Here is an 18,018-nt window from a genome sequence, read left to right as displayed (position 1 = left end):
GCTTTAAAATAGGTTGTGAATGAATTAGAATGAAAGAGTTAAACCACCCGAAAAGGTGATGTAATGGTAATTTTGGCTGAGTATCAACGAACGTTTACGTTCATACTGACTCAGCAAAAACAAGGAAGCCCAACGGCTGGCACCCACATTGATCTGTAGGGTGGTTTTGTCGAAAGTGGGGTCGGGAACGTTATTGAAAATGCCCGTATTCGATTCCAGAAAATTGGTTGTGTTGTAGTAGCCATAGCCTGCCCGCAGGCTGAAACGGGGAGAGGGTGTAAAAAAAGCATTGAGGTTCCAGATCGTATGCCAGCCGGTGGTTTGACCGGTTTGCTGCTGCCATTCGTAACTTCCCGAAACCCGCACCCGATTCAGCGTATATTCACCCCCAAATCCGAGTTGCCATTGTTTGTCGGCACCGCTGCCCGTTGGATTTGCTCCAACCGATTCGGTTGTGCTGATGGAATTAGTTACCCGCGAGTAGGTGATCAGGGGAGACACTTTCCAGCCCAGGCCGCTGCGGGTGAGGTTAAGATGAAAAGCTGTCCCTTTCTGGCGCAGGTCGGTTATAGTTGTGCCGGAGCCTTTTACGCTGAATACCGTCAGACTCGGCGATAAAAGCCAGCCCGCGTCGAGCAGCAGGTCGGAGCGAAGCTGATATTGCCACTGATTCAGATGGAGATCATTGCCGTAGGTTTGGGTTAGTTGGGTCAGCGAATGATAGATCTGCACCGCCGGATTGAGCCGTTGACCGAGCCCCAGCGTCGTGAACCATGCATTGCCCACTTCGGCTGGAATGGAACTGGTCTTAATGCCTGTTTCCAGACTGACCGACGTAAGCAACTGTCGATACCGAATGCCCAATTGCCGACGAACTACATCCGGAAACAAATAGCCCTGACTGATGGCTTCGGCTGGCTGACCACCTAACAGAAGGCTGTAGTAGAGATAGGTCAGCGTAGTTGAATCGCTCGGGTAAAAAGCCTGGGCGGCATACAGATGTTCGGCGCTCTGTTTAAACCGGCCCCGCTCGAAACTGGCAATGCCAGCCCGTTGCCGCAACGCCAGATAGTCGATGTTATGGTTGAGGGCTAAGCGACTTATTTTTAAAACCTCCGACCAGTTGCGTTGGCTAAAGGAGAGCTGTAAGCTACCTTCCACGCTCATGTAGTCGGGGGTTGTCTGGGCAAGAGTTTTCCCGCTGCCACACAAAACGATGGCCACTGTCAGTTGTAATAGGGTCTCTTTCATACCAGTTCTTCGGTTAATGCAAGACTTGACTCATGGCAGACCGGCTGTTCTGAATTATCCAGAACTTGCCGGATATTGATGATCCGATGCGCATGCCAAACCGTAAACTGGCTGATGGTTTGGTGTTCAAGGCGTATCTCAAACCGATATAAGGTTTGTGATCGATCCAATACTTCTCGGTTTACCGACGACTGCAGGAACATGACCGTAGGCCGAATTGGATTGTCCATAAAATCGTAGTTCAGTTGATAGCGGTAGCGTCGATAAATAAAAAAGGGAGCCGCAAAATCCTGTAGAAATCGGCCAGGGCCCCGGTCTAGCTGATGCAGCGGAACCAGATCCGTAATGGACGTATTGCGGTAAAAACCCAGCATAACTTTATAGGCTGCCAGATAAAAGTAGTGCAGTAGTGTATGACGGGGCCCTATATACGCCGAGCAGTAGAACATTGTACCGTCGTTTACGAAATAGACGGTTGAGGCAGTTGCTGCACAGTGCAGATATGGTTCGTTAAGGCTGGTTGTGCCAACAGACCATTCTTCTTCGATTCGCTGCTGGTCAATTTCGGCCTCGAAGCGTATAAGCTGTCCTGGCATGAACCCGAAGGCATCGCGCAGCAGAGCGGAGGTTTTGATGTTGGTAATTGTTTCGTTTTCCTGCGGAACATCATAGCAGTTCAATGCTACTTCCTGCTCGTTTTTAAGCAGGTAATAGGCAATCGGATACTGGATCGTTGGGGCTTCTACTTCTGGCGTAGCCTGTAGCTGAAAATGGATGTGTGGTTCCGGCGAACGTCCTGAATTGCCCAGCGCACCCACCACATCGCCTTTACGAACATAATCGCCTACCCGAACCGTAAACATATCTTTTTTCAGATGAGCGATCTTCGAATACAGATAGTCGGTATGCTTAATGACGATCACATTACCCCAGTTTTCCTTAATGTTCATGTTGCCAATAGGATTATCCTCAATACCGTCGACAATGCCGACCACATAGCCAGCGGCTGGTGCTACTACAGGCATACCGTAACCATAATAATCATCGGCCGTATGGCCACTACTTCGGAAACTTTTTTGGGTGGCATCACGAATCACAAAATCCCAGGCAAATCGGTAGGCATCTTTATGCGTATACTGACCGTTATATCCCTGATAAACAACCCATTCGCCAAAAAACGGGAGCCCAATCTGAACGTATGTTGACTTGCCGAACCGCTGCTGATAATTGCTGAACGAGTACAGGTTTTTTTCGGGTGAATGCTGCTGATGAACCACTTCCATCAATCCACGTGGTTCCTGCCTCATGCGCATCACATACAGTGTTAGCGGCACGATCATTACAAACGGCAGCGATAGAATGGGTAAATTGAGGCCTTCGAACAGCGTCAGTTCTGCTGTTGCCAGCAAAATCATTACTGCTATGGCGAGCAAAGCTAAGCCGTAGGTTCGCCAGTTTGGGATGTAAAAAAAGCCCCCCAGTGCCATTGCTGTCAGAATGAAGTTAAACCCGATATAGTGATGGCTGATCTGGATTGGGTTTCCTCCCAGTGCAATAAACAGAAGATAGCCCACGCCAAAGCCCAGTAGAGAGAGGGTAAGCTGAATGCGCGAGGCCCACAAAAGACCAGTTACGGCCAGCAAACCAGCTATCAGATTACTTTGAAACAAAATACTGCCCAGCGAAGTCAGGTAATGATATAGCCAAACGGGAAACCAGGCAGGAGCTTCAATATTGTACCAGTGTGTGAGTTGCACCCGAGAAAGACTATTGACCTTGATGGCCGGAAAGTTGTCCAGCGACAGGGCAACGGCCCAGTAAACGATTAGAAAAGCAAAGCTTAACGAAGGCAGATTGAGCCGTCTCATTAACTGGAATGAACCTGCCGATAGAAAAACAGTAGAAAGACAGGCCAGGCCAAACAGGCAAAAAAAACGTTCACTTACTGGCAGCATCGAGGCTAATCCCAGCGAAACCAGAATGCTGTTGTAGCCGATTACGCCCTGTTGTACCAGACTTGGACTCATGCCGAAACCCAGGGCAATCGCATTGCAAACCACAACACCCAGCAGACCCCAGATACCCGTTTGTGGGTCTACCATAGAGGCTGCCAGCAGTAGCATACCCGTGATTTTGTTTTGTGTGAAAAACAATTGGGCATAGCTGTTTAAGCCACCAACGACGATGGTTTTAATTAGTTCTTTCATTCGAGTGTGAGAAATGCCCCGTTGTCTATAGCAGGTCATTGGATGCTTACCAATTATCATTGATATAAGCCTATGCCGTATACCAATGTCTGATGACAACTAACTATGTAAAAGGCGGGGACGTGAATGGGTACTGCCTATAGGTCGAACGATTGCAGATGGACTGGAGTGGTTTCCAGAGCCGTCAGGTATTCAATGTTTTCGCTTTTCCGAATGAGATGGGGCTGGCAGTCCGTGTCAATAAGCACAATGTTAGGGCGGAGGGCAATAAATTGCATCCACTGGGTCATGTTGTATGCGCCTACCCGATGCACCACCACCTGATCGCCTTTGTTTAGGGGTGGGAGCTTCACGCTTTCGCGAATAACATCGATATTCATACAGAGGGGACCATACAGAACGGCATCTTCGGCATACTGGCTGCATTCCTGAGCGGGCGAAATGGCATGTTCGTACCAGAAGGAAGTAAACAGCAAATTGACCCCAAAATCCATAATCGTAGCCCGTCGACCGTCTGACAGTCGTTTGTTTGCCAGCACCGACCCCAGCAAATAACCCGCATCATCAATCAGTGCCCGACCCGTTTCGAGGATCAGTAACGGTAGCTCCTCAGACCGAAACCCCGCTTTAATCAGTGTTGTGCAGATCTGTTCGGCATAATCATGAAAAGAGGGTGTAATATCCGTACCGTTCAGGTAAGCACCTTTCAGGGTGTTTTTGGAGGCAAAACCACCCCCCATGTCGAGGTACTGAATATCGAGACCAAACTGCCGTTTAATGGTTAGGGCGAGATCTGCCATTTTAGAGGCAGCAATGGCGTAGGCATTGGTCGAGAGCATAAAGGTTCCAATGTGGCAGTGAAGGCCAACCAGATCCATTTTGTCGGTCTGAATAATTTTGGTGATAGCATCCCAGGCCTGGCCACTTTCGTAATTGAAACCGAAGCGATCCCACATGGGTTGCACACCCGTATCCATATTGACGCGGATAGCTACTTTAGGTCGTTTACCGAGTTTCTGACTAACTTCCATCAGACCATATAGTTCGTCGAAATGGTCGATATGAATAGGGGAGTTGTTCAGAACCGCAACCCGATGATCGTCGCTGGTTTTGTCGGGGCCGTTGAAAATAATTTTGTCGCCCGGTACTCCATTGGCCAGTGCTTTTTCGTATTCGAACCGCGATACAACTTCGGCCCATGAGCCTTCCTGATGAAAAATGCTACAGACGGCATTCATGTAATTGGTTTTATACGACCAGGCAAACTGCACATTCGGATAGCGGTTGGCAAAGGCGTTATAGGCTTCCTGATAGGTTTGCCGGATCGTACGTTCTGAAATAACAAACAACGGAGATCCATACTTATGAATCAGATCACTTACGGCTATACCGTCGATATGAGTATGGGGAACAAAACCGGTTTGTGCGCCAAATTTATTGGTAATGCCCGTGTTGAGCTGCTTAATGACCGGGCGTTCATACTTTACTTTTTGCAAAACTGTCATGATGAAAATGTGTTTAGAGACTTACTACCTGATGTTACGCCAGAACTGATAGCTCGGCTGGGTACTGGATGCTTTCGCCTGTAGTGGCTATTTGCTGAAAACGGCTCATGTCGCAGATCATATCCCACGAATACCGGACAAACATTTTACCGACATCGTAGTGGTCAAGGGGAGCAATTGTTTCGCCCAGTGCGAGCTGTACCAGCATTTCGGGGTGGTTTTGCCCGCAGGCGGTTGCCAGATATACCCAGGCCGGAAATCGTGGATTGATCTCAATCAGATAGACCTCGCCAGTGCTATCGTCTTTCATCAGTTCAAGCTCCAGACCGCCACCCCAGCGCGTTTGGGTAACAATTTGTCGAGCCATACCCAGCAATTGCTCATCGTCAATTGAAACCCCAGCCCAGCCTTTGCCATTGTCCGTAATGTAGGTTTTGCGCATCGCAACGGCTCCCATGAGTTGGCCATTTCCATCGCCCAGAGCCGTTACGTTGAACTCCTGACCTTTAATGAATTGCTGCAGAATAACAGGCATTCCCCACTTGGCTGCCAGTTTATAAAAATAGCTATGGGCCTGTTCGGCGTTCATGGCGATATAGGCTTCATAAAATTTGCCTTTAACCACTACCGGAAAACTGAATTCGTGGAGCGACTGCGATAGTTCGCCAATGTTGAAGACGGTTATACTTTTCGGAACACGAATGCCGAATTGCTGACCAAATTCAACCAGTTTCCCTTTGAGCCGGGCGTCGAACTGCCCGTGTGTGGGCAGAAGCATTCGAATACCCATACTGCTGAGGAGATCGCTGATCTTAATAAAACTATACAGCTCAGCATCGAAATTGGGGATGAGCACATCCAGATTTTCCTGTTCGTGGATGTATGCCAGCCTTGCCAGTAGTGTTTCGTGCCCCAGCGAAGGATAAGGGAGCGTATACACCGCATCCACCATATCGTCCATATAAATGCCCGGCTCCAGGTTTTCGTAGGCAAGCCCAACAATCCGAATAGCGAAGTGTTCACTTTGGCGCAGGCTACGGATAACCGGCATGCCAGGACCCGGATTGTCAGCATTGTTGAGGCCTGTAATGGCAACGGTGATTTGTGTCTTTTGCATTCGATCAGGCGTCTAATAGGTTATGTTGCTTCAGCATTTTAAGGAAATCGTAAAGATCTTTCTCGCAGGTTGCCTCCCCAATGTCGTAGTGGTTAAGCAACTGGGTCTTGATTTCGGTGTCCGACTGGCCATTTCGCAACCAGTCGAGAATCTGAGTGCCAGTTGGGTTAGTCGAGAAGGAGTCGCCCCGCGACGCGTTGAAAACAAAGCCATTTTCACTGATGGCTACACTCTTTTTTAGCTTCATGGCAGAATTAATTGTAAGATTTCAGGTTATGTTTGTGTTTGGCCGGATAGACGCCTGTTCTCTCAATGTCCTGCGGACGATTCAGTCAATGGATAGAATTATTCAATAAACTGCCTGGAAATTTCAGTAAACGAACATGATTACCGATTCGACGGACTCGCTTAGTTGCCTTATTTATGAAGCTATAACCGGCGGAAGTCAACCGCTGCGTCAACAGTTGCAGACACTACTCGCAGGGCAGCTTGTACGGGTTGTGGACGAGATAAAGCAGGTAGAAGCCAAACTTCGGGAAGACGATTTTAGTCTGCTATTTTTAGTCGTAGAGCAGCTCGATGTAGATGCCTTCCGGTTTCTGAATCAACTGGATTATTGCCCACCGGTGCTGGTTGTTAGTGCCGATCGAACAGTGGCGGCCGATGCTTATGCCATAAAAGCCGCTGGATTTATTCCGGCGGCAACGGAAACCGAATTCATGATCCGGCAAGTCAGGGAGGTATTGTCGCAAAACCGCGCTGGCAACCCGGCGGTAGCTATGGCAACAGCGCGGTCTCTGCCTTTCTTTTTTGTAAAATCCGACTATAAAGTTATTCGGCTGAATTTCGACGATATTCTGTTTGTAGAAGGGTTGGGGGAGTACCTTCGGATTTATACAGAAGCTAATAAATACATTGTTCTACAGTCGTTTACGCGGCTTATGGACGTACTCCCTCCGCATCAGTTTCTGCGTATTCATCGATCGTATATGATCAATCTGTATAAAATCAATTTCGTGCAGAACAACGTTGTTTCCATCGGGAATCACCAGCTTCCAATTAGCAAAAGTCAGAAAAAAGCGTTTCTGGAACTGGTCGAACAGGTAGGCTTGTTGTGACGAATCGGGTGCTCAAACGCCCAACAGCGTTGCCGAGCCAGAAACTGACTTCGCCGACGCTGTTGGGCGCTGACCCTACTGGTAGTTTAGTTTTTACTGCACTCTATGATCTGGAGTGGCGAGGGGGTTGGAATGATTTGCCGGATATGGAATCCAGCCTTTGTCAGTAACTGACCATACTGATCGGCATCGCGTTCCATACCGCCGGTCATAACCAGCATGTTAATATCGAGGAGCTTGCCAAAGTTGGGTTCATTGCTGTTCGGAATAACACTTTCAATCAGTAGTAGCCGGGCATGATCGGGCATTGCCTGGTAGCAGTTTTTGAGGATGTTTACTGCCTGTTCGTCGTTCCAGTCATGAATAATGAATTTCAACAGGTAGGCATCCCCATCGGTTGGAATGCGGTCGAAAAAATCGCCAGGCAATATGCGGCAACGGTCAGATAACCCCTGTTCCTGAATGTAGGTTGTGGCATGGTCAACTACATGGGGTAGGTCGAACACGACTCCTTTCGTCGCCGGATTATCCCGAAGAATTCCGCAGAGTAAGGTGCCTCCCGCGCCACCCACATCAACAACTGTATCGAATTGTGAGAAATCGTAACTGTGGGTAATGGCCGGGTTGAAACTGTTCGACAGATTCGACATAGCCATTATGAATCGCTGGCCATCGTTGGGGTGATCTTTGTAGTAGTCCCACACATTTTGCCCCGAAAGAGCCTGAAACGCAACCGTTCCGGTTTGAATACTATACGCAAGATTTCCCCAGCCCTGATAGTGTTCCTGGCCTAATTCTGCAATAGCAAAGTCGCGGTGCGAGCCAGGGCTATCGGTCATAAGTGTTTTTCCTAAGCCAGTGATAGTAAACGTTTTGTTCTGATTGCCAACAAATAGTCCTATACTGGTTGCTGCCCGCAGTAAACGATAAATGGATGGCCCATGCGTATTTGTCTGTAACGCTACGGTTTCTGCTGTTTGCGGCCCTTCTCTGAAAACATCGGCAATGCCCAATCGGGCAATGACATAAATAATCTGTGAGCTCCAGAAGCCAGCTATAAGGTGGAGCATCTGAACGGGGGGCGGAAGTTCCAGTGTTTCCATAATTGCTTATTGGTTAAAAGGTTTAAGGGAACTAGGTTAGATACCAGAGGCTTATTTGGTTGCCATAGTAATAGGCTTTGGCGCGTCGGTCAGGCCTTTAAGCCAGACAATCTTGCCGTTTATGACCTTAACCTGATGGACGATAGTAGCTTTCGACATCTTACCCGTTTTATTGTCTTTGTATTCGCCATTAATAAAAACTACCACATCATCGCCATCCGCCAGGTAACGGTAAGGCTCAAACCGAGTGAACGTAATGCTTTTCGTTAAAGTCTTAAAGAAATTGACTACCTCGGCTGGTCCTTTGTAGATCATGCCATTCGGAAGAAATACCCGATCCGTAATGTCAAAAACAATATCGGGTGAGCAGCCCGCCAGGATACCGGCGATGTCGCCTTTGCCGAACAGGTAATAGGCTTCCATTACCACCGCCGTGTTCGGATTCGTCAGGGAATGATAACCTAGCTGATCGAATGGGGCATTGGGATTCATAGCCCAGTGAGCCGCTATTTTACCTTGCTGATTAAACTCCAGTACATCAACATCGCGCCACTCGATGGTTTTGCCCGTTGGCGGAATCATATTGAACAGTTTCTCCTTCTGGGTGCCCTTAAAGGTATTTTGCACATACACTCTGTTGCCATCAACGGCTATACCATCAACGGTTAATGTATAGCCCTGAAAGGCCTTGAAAAAACCCTTTAGTCCGGTTGCAATAGCCATTTTTCCGTTAACGGGCATTGCTCCCTGACCATAGTCGACTGCATCGTCGGCAATGTAGGTCAGAAAGGTATCGAAGTCATATTTTGCGAGGGCCTGATAAGCTTCGTGGGTTGATCGCTTGTTCTGCTCCGGTGTTTGTGCTATAGCACTTTCTGCCAGCACTCCCGCCAGCAGGATAATTGAAATCAGCTTTTTCATTGGTTTGAGTTTCTGCTTTATTGGTGTTGAGAATCGATGATCAGACAACGGATTACCGTTTAATTAGCGGTCATTACCCGCCAGAAAATGCGCGGATGAAATAACGACGTGGGTGGTTTGAGCAGACTCATCACGCGTAAGAAGGCCGCGCATACCACTTCGTCGTGTAGGGTAGCGCGTTGTACGCGGGATATATACTTGTTGATCAAATCGACACCGGCTGGTTTAGGGCCAATCGTTTCGCTGTACCTGAAATCTTCGCCTACTGCGAGTTGCCAGGGAGTGTCAATAATGTGGGCGACGCGCTGAAAAAATGTTTTGGCCAATTTCTGTTCGTCGACAGGGTCGGCCAGCAACTTGTCCAGCGCAAGGGCCTGCATGCAGGCCGATGTCATACCCTGACCATAGGTAGGGTTGAAACTGGAAATGGCGTCGCCCAGAACCAGATAGCCTACCGGAAAACGATTCAACGATTCGTAATGGCGACGCAGGCTTGCCGGAAACCGATAGGCATAGGGTTCGGTCAGTGGCTCGTTGTTGCTGATAATGTCAAACAATTCGGGCATAGGCAAACTACGTACGAAGTTCGTAAAGCCTGCTTCATCGATTGGTGCACTGTCGCCGTGCCAGCCGCCAACGGATATGACCCAGCGATTGCCTTCAACGGGAAAAGCGCCCCCAAAGCGTTTTTCAGTAGGTGCATTAGGAGTATACAAAAACCAGCAGTTCGTCCGGGAATCGTTGGGGTCTCGTTTGTAGATACGGGTAGCATACCCCACTTTTACAGTTACTTCGCTGGTCTTTGGGGCTTCATAGCCTAATTCGTGGAGCCACTGCGGACTATGCGATCCTCGCCCGGTAGCATCAACAACCAGATCGGCGGTTATTGTTTTTTCCAGACCCGTTGCCGTTTGACGAATAACCACCCCCGTTATACGTTGGCCGTTGTCGGTAGTTGTCAGATGCTGAACCGTACTTGTGTCAATCAATTCAACAGTGGGGAGGGCCAGCACGCGCTCGCGGATGAGGTGTTCCAGCAGAGGGCGGCTCATGGTTACGGCGGGTAGGTGCATATCGAACCGGCGACGGTAACCGCCGTGGGTATACCAGATCATGTTTTCGGCAAAATCGGCGACGTTGGCTCCCGCGTCAATCAAGGCTTGCCGCAGATCAGGGAAATAGGTAAGCATGATCTGAAAGCCTCCCGGTAAGAGCCCGTGCAAATGGCGGGTTTGCGGTTGTCCATGCCGCGATTCGGGTTGACGATTGACCGGGTCGCGTTCAATGAGAGTAACTTTCTGAAAATGGCTACTCAACGCTCGGGCGGTCATGAGGCCACCCAGGCTGGCTCCAAGTACCAGCGCATGGTTACGTTTTGATGTGTTTGTTCCATTCATAGCCGTTAAGGGTTAGACGTTTATTGCTTGGTAAGCATTGTAGGGAGCGGCTGGAATGCATTGACAAAACAGGCTGTATCGTAATATGACCGCCCACTTATTAGTGCTCCATCCTGAAAATGCCAGATCATTACCCAATCATTTTCTGCGTGTTTTCCGGTGGCGTTTACCCGTATGTTGTGTTTCCCGGTGGCCACAACGGTGTTGCCTCCGGCAACGTATTCATCGACCTGCCACAGCGTTGTTTCGGTACTTAAGCCTAACTGCTGAAAGAAAGTTAAAAGGCCAGGGCGACCGATATGGGTACCCCCGTAAGGCACGATGGCTGGATTGCAGGGATCGGTCCAGGTAAACTGTTCTGAAACAGTTTCCAGAATAAAGGGTACATTCCCCTGGCCAAAGGCAGCATAAATGGCTTCAATGATTTGTTGATTCGTTTTCATGCCTGAACGGATTTAAGATGAAATTTGAGCAAATAGAACCCGGTCGGGGATTTGCTTCCCCTGGCGAATTGGATACGCTCCGGCAATCAAAATGTAGTTGATCTTCAGGTGTATATAACCTGCTCTGTTAGGCCTGACCCTGTCTGTACAGGTTCGTTTTCGTCAATACCTACACGGGGTTTGGCTAAATGGATTTCTAGTTCTGCTTTTTATGCCCTTGTTGACGAATAAATCAGGGGGGCGGGTAAAAAAAGGCTTAGGGGGATGAGACAGCCGTAAAAAAAAACCGATAGCTTACTGGCTTTTAACGCTCAATAAGCTATCGGTTGGAGAGTATAGCAGCAGTGGGGCAAACAGGGTAAGCCGGTGTTTAACGGATGGCTACCTCGGGCTTAAATTTCTCGGCGACTTTGTTCTGAACGGGTTGTAGCGACATGAGGTAGGTGTAAATAGCGCTGAGGTCCTGGTCTTTCATCCCTCCATACATTGTCCAGGGCATAATTGTCTGAAATTCATTCGGGCCAACTTTATGTGCTGTATAACTGCTATCGGCATAGGATTTGAATCGGGCAATAAAGGCTTCTTTGGTCCAGTTGCCAATGCCTGTCTCTTTGTCGGGGGTGATGTTCGACGAATAAAGCGTTCCTGAGGCCAGTTTGAAATCGCGCCCGCCAGAAAAGGCTTTTTCTGGAATAATCTGCCCTTGTTTTACCTGGGTATGACATTCAATACATCCGGCAATTGTTACCAGATATTTGCCGGTTGCCAACTCATCATTCGGATCTGGCTTAGGCATCGGTTCTGCTTTTTTCGGGATGGTATTGATAATGAAGTTGAAGGGGAAATCGGCTTTCGATTCGGCGGGTTTATTCTCAACGGGGGGCAGCGTTCGCAGGTAGGCAATGATACTCTGAACGTCATCGTCGTTCATTTTACCGTAATAAGGATAGGGCATAACCGGGAAAAAGGCGTGTCCATCGCGGCTAACTCCCGTTGTAATGGCGCGGTATATTTCACCATCGGTCCAGTTGCCTATCCCAAAGGGGGTAATATTTTTGGCTGTGAACGAACCAGGGAAGCCCTGACTCTGATTGAAAAGTTCACCTCCTTTGCCATGTGATCCGGGCACAATTGGGCCCGAAAACAGACTGTAGTCGCGGGCACTGTGGCAGTCGATACATACCGTAACATGATTGGCAAGGTACTTTCCGCGTTCAATTCGTTCCGGTGTTCTGGCTACCTGAAGTGTTGGCGCATCGCCAACATTGGGCAATGCAAATTTAACGTAGGTTAGTAAACCCACCAGGCCTACTAATAGAATGCCAACAACGATACCAATCCATTTAAAAATCGTTTTCATGGATAGTCTGATTAAAGATTGATGGAATAGGGTTTTAGAAAAAAGAACTTGTCTTTGGACATTTCATTAGAATCAGCAACAAGTCAGGGACTATTATAATGAATTTAGAAGCTAATCGTTGAGGCTGTTACTAAACGGTAGTGATTTTTCCTGCATAGCATAGCTGAGTTTCAATAAATCATAGTCAACCGCGTCCCGACCTGGTTTATTTTATTCCAGTATTACTTGAGGTGGTATTATGTAATAAACTATAAGCCAGTAGATTAAATATTTAGTTGGCGTTATGTGTATTATCACGTATTAGGTAGGTGAAGCAAAGGTCTCGCCTGCGATTGGCTATTGCTCAGGCGAGACCAGTAATCGACGCACATTCATGGTACCACTGGAAAAGCGACCACCCGTAGTTTAGTACAACCATAGGGAATGAGTGTGATTGTTTCGGGTTTATTGTCAACTTCTCCCTGATAAACACCTTCGCGAGTGGTTACAGGCTGTCGGGCAACACCCTCTACAAGTTTCCAGTTTGGAATCTGTTTGCCCGTCGTTTTTAGTTCGATAGGCGCATTGGCTTCGTTCCAGACAAACGTTTCCGAAACGGGTTTCTGGCTCACCATTATGTTTTTGGCTGGATCTTCGATTACAGCTTTGGGAATACCGTAGTTCCAGGGTGTTTTAGGCTGGTATTCATAGTATTTTCCTTCTTCCCTGATTTCTTTTTCGGTAATCTCAGATTCGACTTTCAGGGCATATACCAGTGGCCCCCGTTCGAGAGCGCGGGAGTTTTTGGCCCAGTTACTGGTTGTTACTTCCATCGGCAAGTGAAGTGTTACCTTATCGCCATTTTTCCAGGTTCGATTCAGACGGATAATTTGCCCTCCTTTGTCCGAACGAATTTTCTGGCCATTGATCAATACGGTGGCTGCTTTACACCAGCCCGGTATCCGCAGATCGAACGGAAACGAGGTGGTTTTGTCGAGTTGGATTGTAAACTTAATCTGTTCATCGAATGGGTAGTTGGTGGCTTCCTGAATCGTCACAGTTGTGCCATTGCCAACCACCGACTTAACAGTGTTAGGTGCGTATTCCAGGGCAGCAAGGCCCTTTCCTGAATCAGTAGCATACCAGAGATGTGTTGCAAATTTAGTCCACCCCTGGTGCATATTTGCCGTACAGCAGGTATACCCCGCATAGGGCCCGAACACGTTGTTCATACCACGTCCGAAGGGTAACGAAAAGTCAAAAACCCCACGCGATACCTGTACCTGATTGGCAATCTGAAAATATTGTCGGGAGTGATAATCGTCGGTGGTTTGGGTAGGCAGGGCATTGAACGTGATTCGTTCCAGTGCGTCCATATAAGCCGGATCGCCCGAAATGCCAATGATTTCTTCCAGCGAAAACATAGTTTCTACAACAGCGCAGAGTTCAACGCCCTGGGTTGGTTCGTTGCCGTGCAGATCTTCATCGCCCGAAAACATGCCGTGTGGTAAACCATGTAGCGACATCAGGTCGCTAAAACCGGTTTTCACGGCAGTCAGGTATTTCTTATCATTTTTACCCCGATAATACTCCGCTGGCATTTTTAACCCCATTCCAACATTCACCGCATGACGGTCCATCCATTTCTGGCCAGTCTGGTTCACGGCAGCGCCAATAGCCCAGTTTCTACCACCCAGCAGATCGGTCCAGTTGGTCGTTTGCTTATACAACTTGTCGGCCAGGTCGAGCAGAAATGGATCACCCGTCTGGTTGTAGAGCCAATAAACCGACATCATGTTGTCGCCCCCGCGCGATTCGGCCCATTCACTCCATTTGTTGAGTGGACAGTTTTTCAGGTTTTCGTACTGGTATTTGAAATAGTTTGTCATAAACGGAATCACCCGCTTGTCGCCCGTTGCGGCATAGTATTGCTGGATCACTTTAAGCATCACCATACGCGGCCACCAGTCGGCTCCGTCGGCGCAGGATTCAAGCGGTCGACCAGCCAGTTCTTTTTGGGTGAGTGGCCCAAAAAAACCATTTGACCGCTGATGGTCGAGATTCCAGTCGATATATTTCTGTACTTTTTCTTTCAGGTTTTTATCATCGAGCAGATATGCCAGCGGAACAGCTCCGTCGAGCCAGTAGGGTGTTTCTTCCCAGCCATCGCCCTTGCCACCCAACCAGCCGTTATCATTTTTAATTTTGGGGTAATAGTCATCCAGATGCCCGGTTGGTCCATCGCGCATGATTGTGAGTTGGTGACGAAGCCAGCCATCGGGTCTGATTGCACCCAGCGGCAGCTCATAATAAGGCTGCGGAGCCAGAGGAGCCCGGTTCGTGTTTCGATTGGCTGGTTGGCTGTATGCGTTGAGGCCGATTAATGTTATGGATGCGGTCAGTGTCAGAAAAAGACGGTTCATGAGAAAGAGTGAAAGAATGGGGCGAAGCATTTTACTCGTTCGCTAGTTTTTTAATAATCGCCGTTTCCTTTGGATCGAATACCGACCCGTCGGGCCGGAAAATATCATGAAACCAGACCCTGGGTTCTTCACCACTAGGCATGGGAGCGTCCCAGGCATAAATCGTGTTGGTTTTCCCTTTCACCAGGCCCCAGTTAATGGCACCTACGTTGTATTGTTTGAATACCGGCAAACAGGTTTCGAAGGTGCTGTTGCGCGTACGGGCCATGTATTCCGTACAGATCAGTGGGCGGCCGAGCTTTCTCAGTTCCAGAATCTGCGCTTCCAGTTTTGGCGCTTCGGCATAGTTATGAAACGTAATGATGTCCGACTGGCTGAGCATCAGCTCATTCGATAAGGGATGGTCGTTCCACCAGCCTGCTGTAATGGGTTGCGAGGGTCGAACCGATTGCGCCCAGGCAAATGTTTTCGTTAACAGAGGCATAACCGCATCGTTGTAGCCGTTGTTGGATGGTTCGTTGAACAGATCCCAGACCAGCACCCGATTGTCTTTACCGAAAGCGGTAAGAACACCTTTGGTATACTGTTCCAGTCCACTCCAGGTTCTGGAGTCGAACATTCGTTTGGTGCCGGGACCACGCACCCAGCCAGAATTATGTTTTCCCGGAATTGGAGCGGGTTGTGTACCCAGTTTAGGATCATCATTCCAGCAGGAGTCGAAGAGCACAAACATGATTTTGATATGGTGCTTATCGGCAATTTGCAGAAACTGATCAATTCGTTTTCTGAAGCCCTCGGCATCCTGCTCCCAGACCAGATTATGCAGAAATACCCGCATGATGTTCATGCCGATACGCTCGGCATAGCCTAATTCGCGGTCGATTGTTGCCGGATCGAATGTTTCGGCCTGCCACATTTCGAGTTGATTGATGGCCGTGCTGGGAATGAAATTGGCACCGACCAGAAAAGGCTGTTTTTTATACCAGTCGTTGGCCTGCCGGGCTGTCCAGCGCTGAGCCAGCGCGATCTGAACAGACAGGCTTGCCAGCAAGAACAGGGAACAGAAACGGACGAACGCACGAACGCGGACTGTTTTCATGGATTAGAATAAGGTTTGTCTGCTATACAAAGACAAATTTGCCGTAATCTATCCTTTTGGGAAGTTTTTGTAATTGACCCGCTGTTGGCTGTTACTTTGCAGTATGAAACTGTACCTCGTGCCGACACCCATCGGCAACCTCGACGACATCACCCTGCGCGCCATTAAAGTGTTGCAAAGCGTCGATGCGATTCTGGCCGAAGATACCCGTACGTCGGGTGTGCTGCTTCGGCACCTGACCATCAGCAAACCGCTCCATAGCTACCATATTTTCAACGAGCATCAAACCGTTCAGCGATTGGTTAACCAGCTCAAGGAGGGTAAAACCCTGGCCTTAGTGTCTGATGCGGGAACGCCCGGAATCTCGGACCCCGGTTTTTTGCTGGTTCGCGAATGTATCAAAAATGAAATTCCAGTAGAGTGTTTGCCGGGGCCTACGGCTTTTGTGCCAGCCCTTGTTAATTCGGGGCTACCCAACGATCGATTTACCTTCGAGGGGTTTTTGCCGCACAAAAAAGGGCGTCAGACCCGGCTTTCTGAACTGGCTGGCGAAGAGCGAACGATGGTTTTCTACGAATCGCCCCACCGATTACTGAAAACACTGCAACAGTTTGCCGATCTCTTCGGATCGGATCGGCCCGCCAGCGTTTCGCGCGAGTTAACAAAGATGTTTGAAGAAACACAGCGCGGTTCGTTGTCCGAACTAATTGCGTATTTTGCCCAAAAAACGATAAAAGGTGAGATTGTTATTTGCGTTCAGGGCCGCAAAGGCGGAAAAGGAAAAGATGCGGGGAAGGCTTTTGAAAATGAAGACGACGATGACGAGTAAGGCAGGGGGCTTAGGGCAGGGGGCCTGGGGATGGCTCTGGTTGCAGGTATGTGGTCTGATTCTGTTAGCAAACAATTCGTTTGCTCAATATACGCCACCCATTCCTCAATTATCGCCCGCGTCGCAGGTTAGTTTGATCACCTATGGCCCTGGCGACGACGATATATCATCTGCATTCGGGCATACCGAAATTCGTATTGTTGACCCCGCAATCGGTCTCGATCGCGATTATAGTTACGGCGGATTCGACTACAGGGCCGACTATTTTATCCTTAAATTTTTGCGGGGAACACTGCCCTACTTTTTGTCGGTTCACAATTTGTATCAGGTAATGTACTATTACCAGCAGACAAACCGTAGCATACGGGAACAAAAGTTAGCCCTTTCGCTCAATCAACGGCAACAACTGTTTACGGCGCTGGAAAAGAATTATCTGCCCCAAAACCGTGAGTACCGATATAAATTCTATTACGATAACTGCGCAACCCGGCCCCGCGATATGATTGTTGAAGCCTGTAGCGATAGTCTTTTCATTCCATCGCGTTCGCGCATGACCGGTAAGTCGTACCGGGATTGGATGAATGACTATTTAAATGAGCGGCCCTGGTATCAATTGGGGATGAATCTGGCCATTGGCTGGCCGGCTAATGAGCCGACGGATGGCTGGCGGGCTATGTATCTGCCCAATCAGGTACATGATCAATTTGCTAAAGCTACTATAAAGCTGGCCAATGGGCAGGTTGTGCCTTTTGTACAGGGTGAGCAAACCTTATTTGCCGCCCAGAATGTTTTTCGTCAGCAGGTTCCTATCTTTCTCGATCCTGATGTTGTATTTACTATCCTGGGGGTATTAATTGCCATTTTTACCATCCGACGATACAAAATAGCTGGTAAGGTGGATCGTTGGCTGGATCGGTTATTGTTTGGTGTCGCCGGGTTTCTGGGATGGTTTTTACTCATTCTGTGGATGATACGGGATGATGGCGTTACGGGTTGGAACCCTACCTTATTGTATCTCATGCCACTCCACTTGCCGCTCATCTATTGGGCAACAGGCAGGAATGCAACCGCCCGCCGACGGACGATCTATTTCGCAACGACAGCCCTACTGATTATTTTAGGGATCTTTCTGTCGAATATTCCGGGGGGATTCGACGTGATATTTCCGCTAACGCTGCTCATTCGTTGCGTGGCCAATATTCAGATTGTCCGGAAAGGGTATCAGCTCCCGGCGCGGGTGGCCTGAATGGATGGCCACCGAGAAAA

At 48.7% G+C, this 18,018-nt stretch carries 15 protein-coding genes; 3 read left to right on the top strand and 12 right to left on the bottom strand.

The window, feature by feature from the left end; genetic code table 11:
* Window positions 1-24: 24 nt before the first annotated feature.
* The 5 genes from WBJ53_RS16610 to WBJ53_RS16590 all read right to left on the bottom strand — a co-directional run bounded on the left by WBJ53_RS16610 (window position 25) and on the right by WBJ53_RS16590 (window position 6,327).
* Window positions 25-1,251 carry a hypothetical protein gene (locus tag WBJ53_RS16610; RefSeq protein WP_338868092.1) on the bottom strand — a complete coding sequence of 409 codons (1,227 nt, stop codon included), beginning with the start codon at window positions 1,249-1,251 and terminating at the stop codon, window positions 25-27.
* Window positions 1,248-3,458 carry an urea transporter gene (locus WBJ53_RS16605; RefSeq protein WP_338868090.1) on the bottom strand — a complete coding sequence of 737 codons (2,211 nt, stop codon included), beginning with the start codon at window positions 3,456-3,458 and terminating at the stop codon, window positions 1,248-1,250. The genes WBJ53_RS16610 and WBJ53_RS16605 overlap by 4 nt, the downstream gene beginning before the upstream one ends.
* Window positions 3,459-3,595: 137 nt before the next feature.
* Window positions 3,596-4,963: a diaminopimelate decarboxylase gene (locus tag WBJ53_RS16600; RefSeq protein WP_338868088.1), complete on the bottom strand. Its 1,368-nt coding sequence runs from the start codon at window positions 4,961-4,963 to the stop codon at window positions 3,596-3,598.
* A gap of 34 nt (window positions 4,964-4,997) precedes the next feature.
* Window positions 4,998-6,080, bottom strand: coding sequence for an ATP-grasp domain-containing protein (locus WBJ53_RS16595; RefSeq protein WP_338868086.1), 1,083 nt, complete (start codon window positions 6,078-6,080; stop codon window positions 4,998-5,000).
* Between the two features lie 4 nt (window positions 6,081-6,084).
* Window positions 6,085-6,327, bottom strand: coding sequence for a PqqD family protein (locus WBJ53_RS16590; protein WP_338868084.1), 243 nt, complete (start codon window positions 6,325-6,327; stop codon window positions 6,085-6,087).
* Between the two features lie 136 nt (window positions 6,328-6,463).
* Here WBJ53_RS16590 and WBJ53_RS16585 point away from each other — a divergent pair, with 136 nt between their 5' ends.
* Window positions 6,464-7,198, top strand: coding sequence for a LytTR family transcriptional regulator DNA-binding domain-containing protein (locus WBJ53_RS16585; protein WP_338868082.1), 735 nt, complete (start codon window positions 6,464-6,466; stop codon window positions 7,196-7,198).
* An 86-nt stretch (window positions 7,199-7,284) separates the two neighbouring features.
* On the opposite strand, the gene WBJ53_RS16580 is transcribed toward WBJ53_RS16585, so the two are convergent.
* From WBJ53_RS16580 to WBJ53_RS16550, 7 genes are all read right to left on the bottom strand, one after another.
* Window positions 7,285-8,301, bottom strand: a complete 1,017-nt coding sequence (locus WBJ53_RS16580) for a methyltransferase (RefSeq protein WP_338868080.1) — start codon at window positions 8,299-8,301, stop codon at window positions 7,285-7,287.
* A gap of 51 nt (window positions 8,302-8,352) precedes the next feature.
* Window positions 8,353-9,222, bottom strand: a complete 870-nt coding sequence (locus tag WBJ53_RS16575; RefSeq protein WP_338868078.1) for a nuclear transport factor 2 family protein — start codon at window positions 9,220-9,222, stop codon at window positions 8,353-8,355.
* A 59-nt stretch (window positions 9,223-9,281) separates the two neighbouring features.
* Entirely contained in the window at window positions 9,282-10,619 is a 1,338-nt protein-coding gene (locus tag WBJ53_RS16570) for an FAD-dependent monooxygenase (protein ID WP_338868076.1), read from the bottom strand.
* A 20-nt stretch (window positions 10,620-10,639) separates the two neighbouring features.
* Entirely contained in the window at window positions 10,640-11,062 is a 423-nt protein-coding gene (locus WBJ53_RS16565; RefSeq protein ID WP_338868074.1) for a nuclear transport factor 2 family protein, read from the bottom strand.
* Window positions 11,063-11,432: 370 nt separating this feature from the next.
* Window positions 11,433-12,422, bottom strand: a complete 990-nt coding sequence (locus WBJ53_RS16560) for a c-type cytochrome (protein WP_338868072.1) — start codon at window positions 12,420-12,422, stop codon at window positions 11,433-11,435.
* Between the two features lie 371 nt (window positions 12,423-12,793).
* On the bottom strand, window positions 12,794-14,824 hold the full coding sequence (locus WBJ53_RS16555; RefSeq protein WP_338868070.1) for a beta-L-arabinofuranosidase domain-containing protein: 2,031 nt from the start codon (window positions 14,822-14,824) through the stop codon (window positions 12,794-12,796).
* Window positions 14,825-14,855: 31 nt separating this feature from the next.
* A complete protein-coding gene (locus tag WBJ53_RS16550; RefSeq protein ID WP_338868068.1) occupies window positions 14,856-15,923 on the bottom strand; it encodes a cellulase family glycosylhydrolase in 1,068 nt (355 codons plus the stop codon).
* A 103-nt stretch (window positions 15,924-16,026) separates the two neighbouring features.
* Between WBJ53_RS16550 and rsmI the strand changes: the two genes are divergently transcribed.
* Complete coding sequence (gene rsmI / locus WBJ53_RS16545) at window positions 16,027-16,752, top strand: 16S rRNA (cytidine(1402)-2'-O)-methyltransferase (protein WP_338868066.1); 726 nt, start codon at window positions 16,027-16,029, stop codon at window positions 16,750-16,752.
* Window positions 16,730-17,998, top strand: coding sequence for a DUF4105 domain-containing protein (locus WBJ53_RS16540; RefSeq protein ID WP_338868064.1), 1,269 nt, complete (start codon window positions 16,730-16,732; stop codon window positions 17,996-17,998). Before rsmI ends, WBJ53_RS16540 begins: the two co-directional genes overlap by 23 nt.
* Window positions 17,999-18,018: the final 20 nt, after the last annotated feature.

The organism is Spirosoma sp. SC4-14 (assembly GCF_037201965.1).
Taxonomy (GTDB): Bacteria; Bacteroidota; Bacteroidia; order Cytophagales; family Spirosomataceae; genus Spirosoma.
Note: the sequence above shows the minus strand (reverse complement) of the source record. Positions and strands in the feature narration are given on the sequence as shown.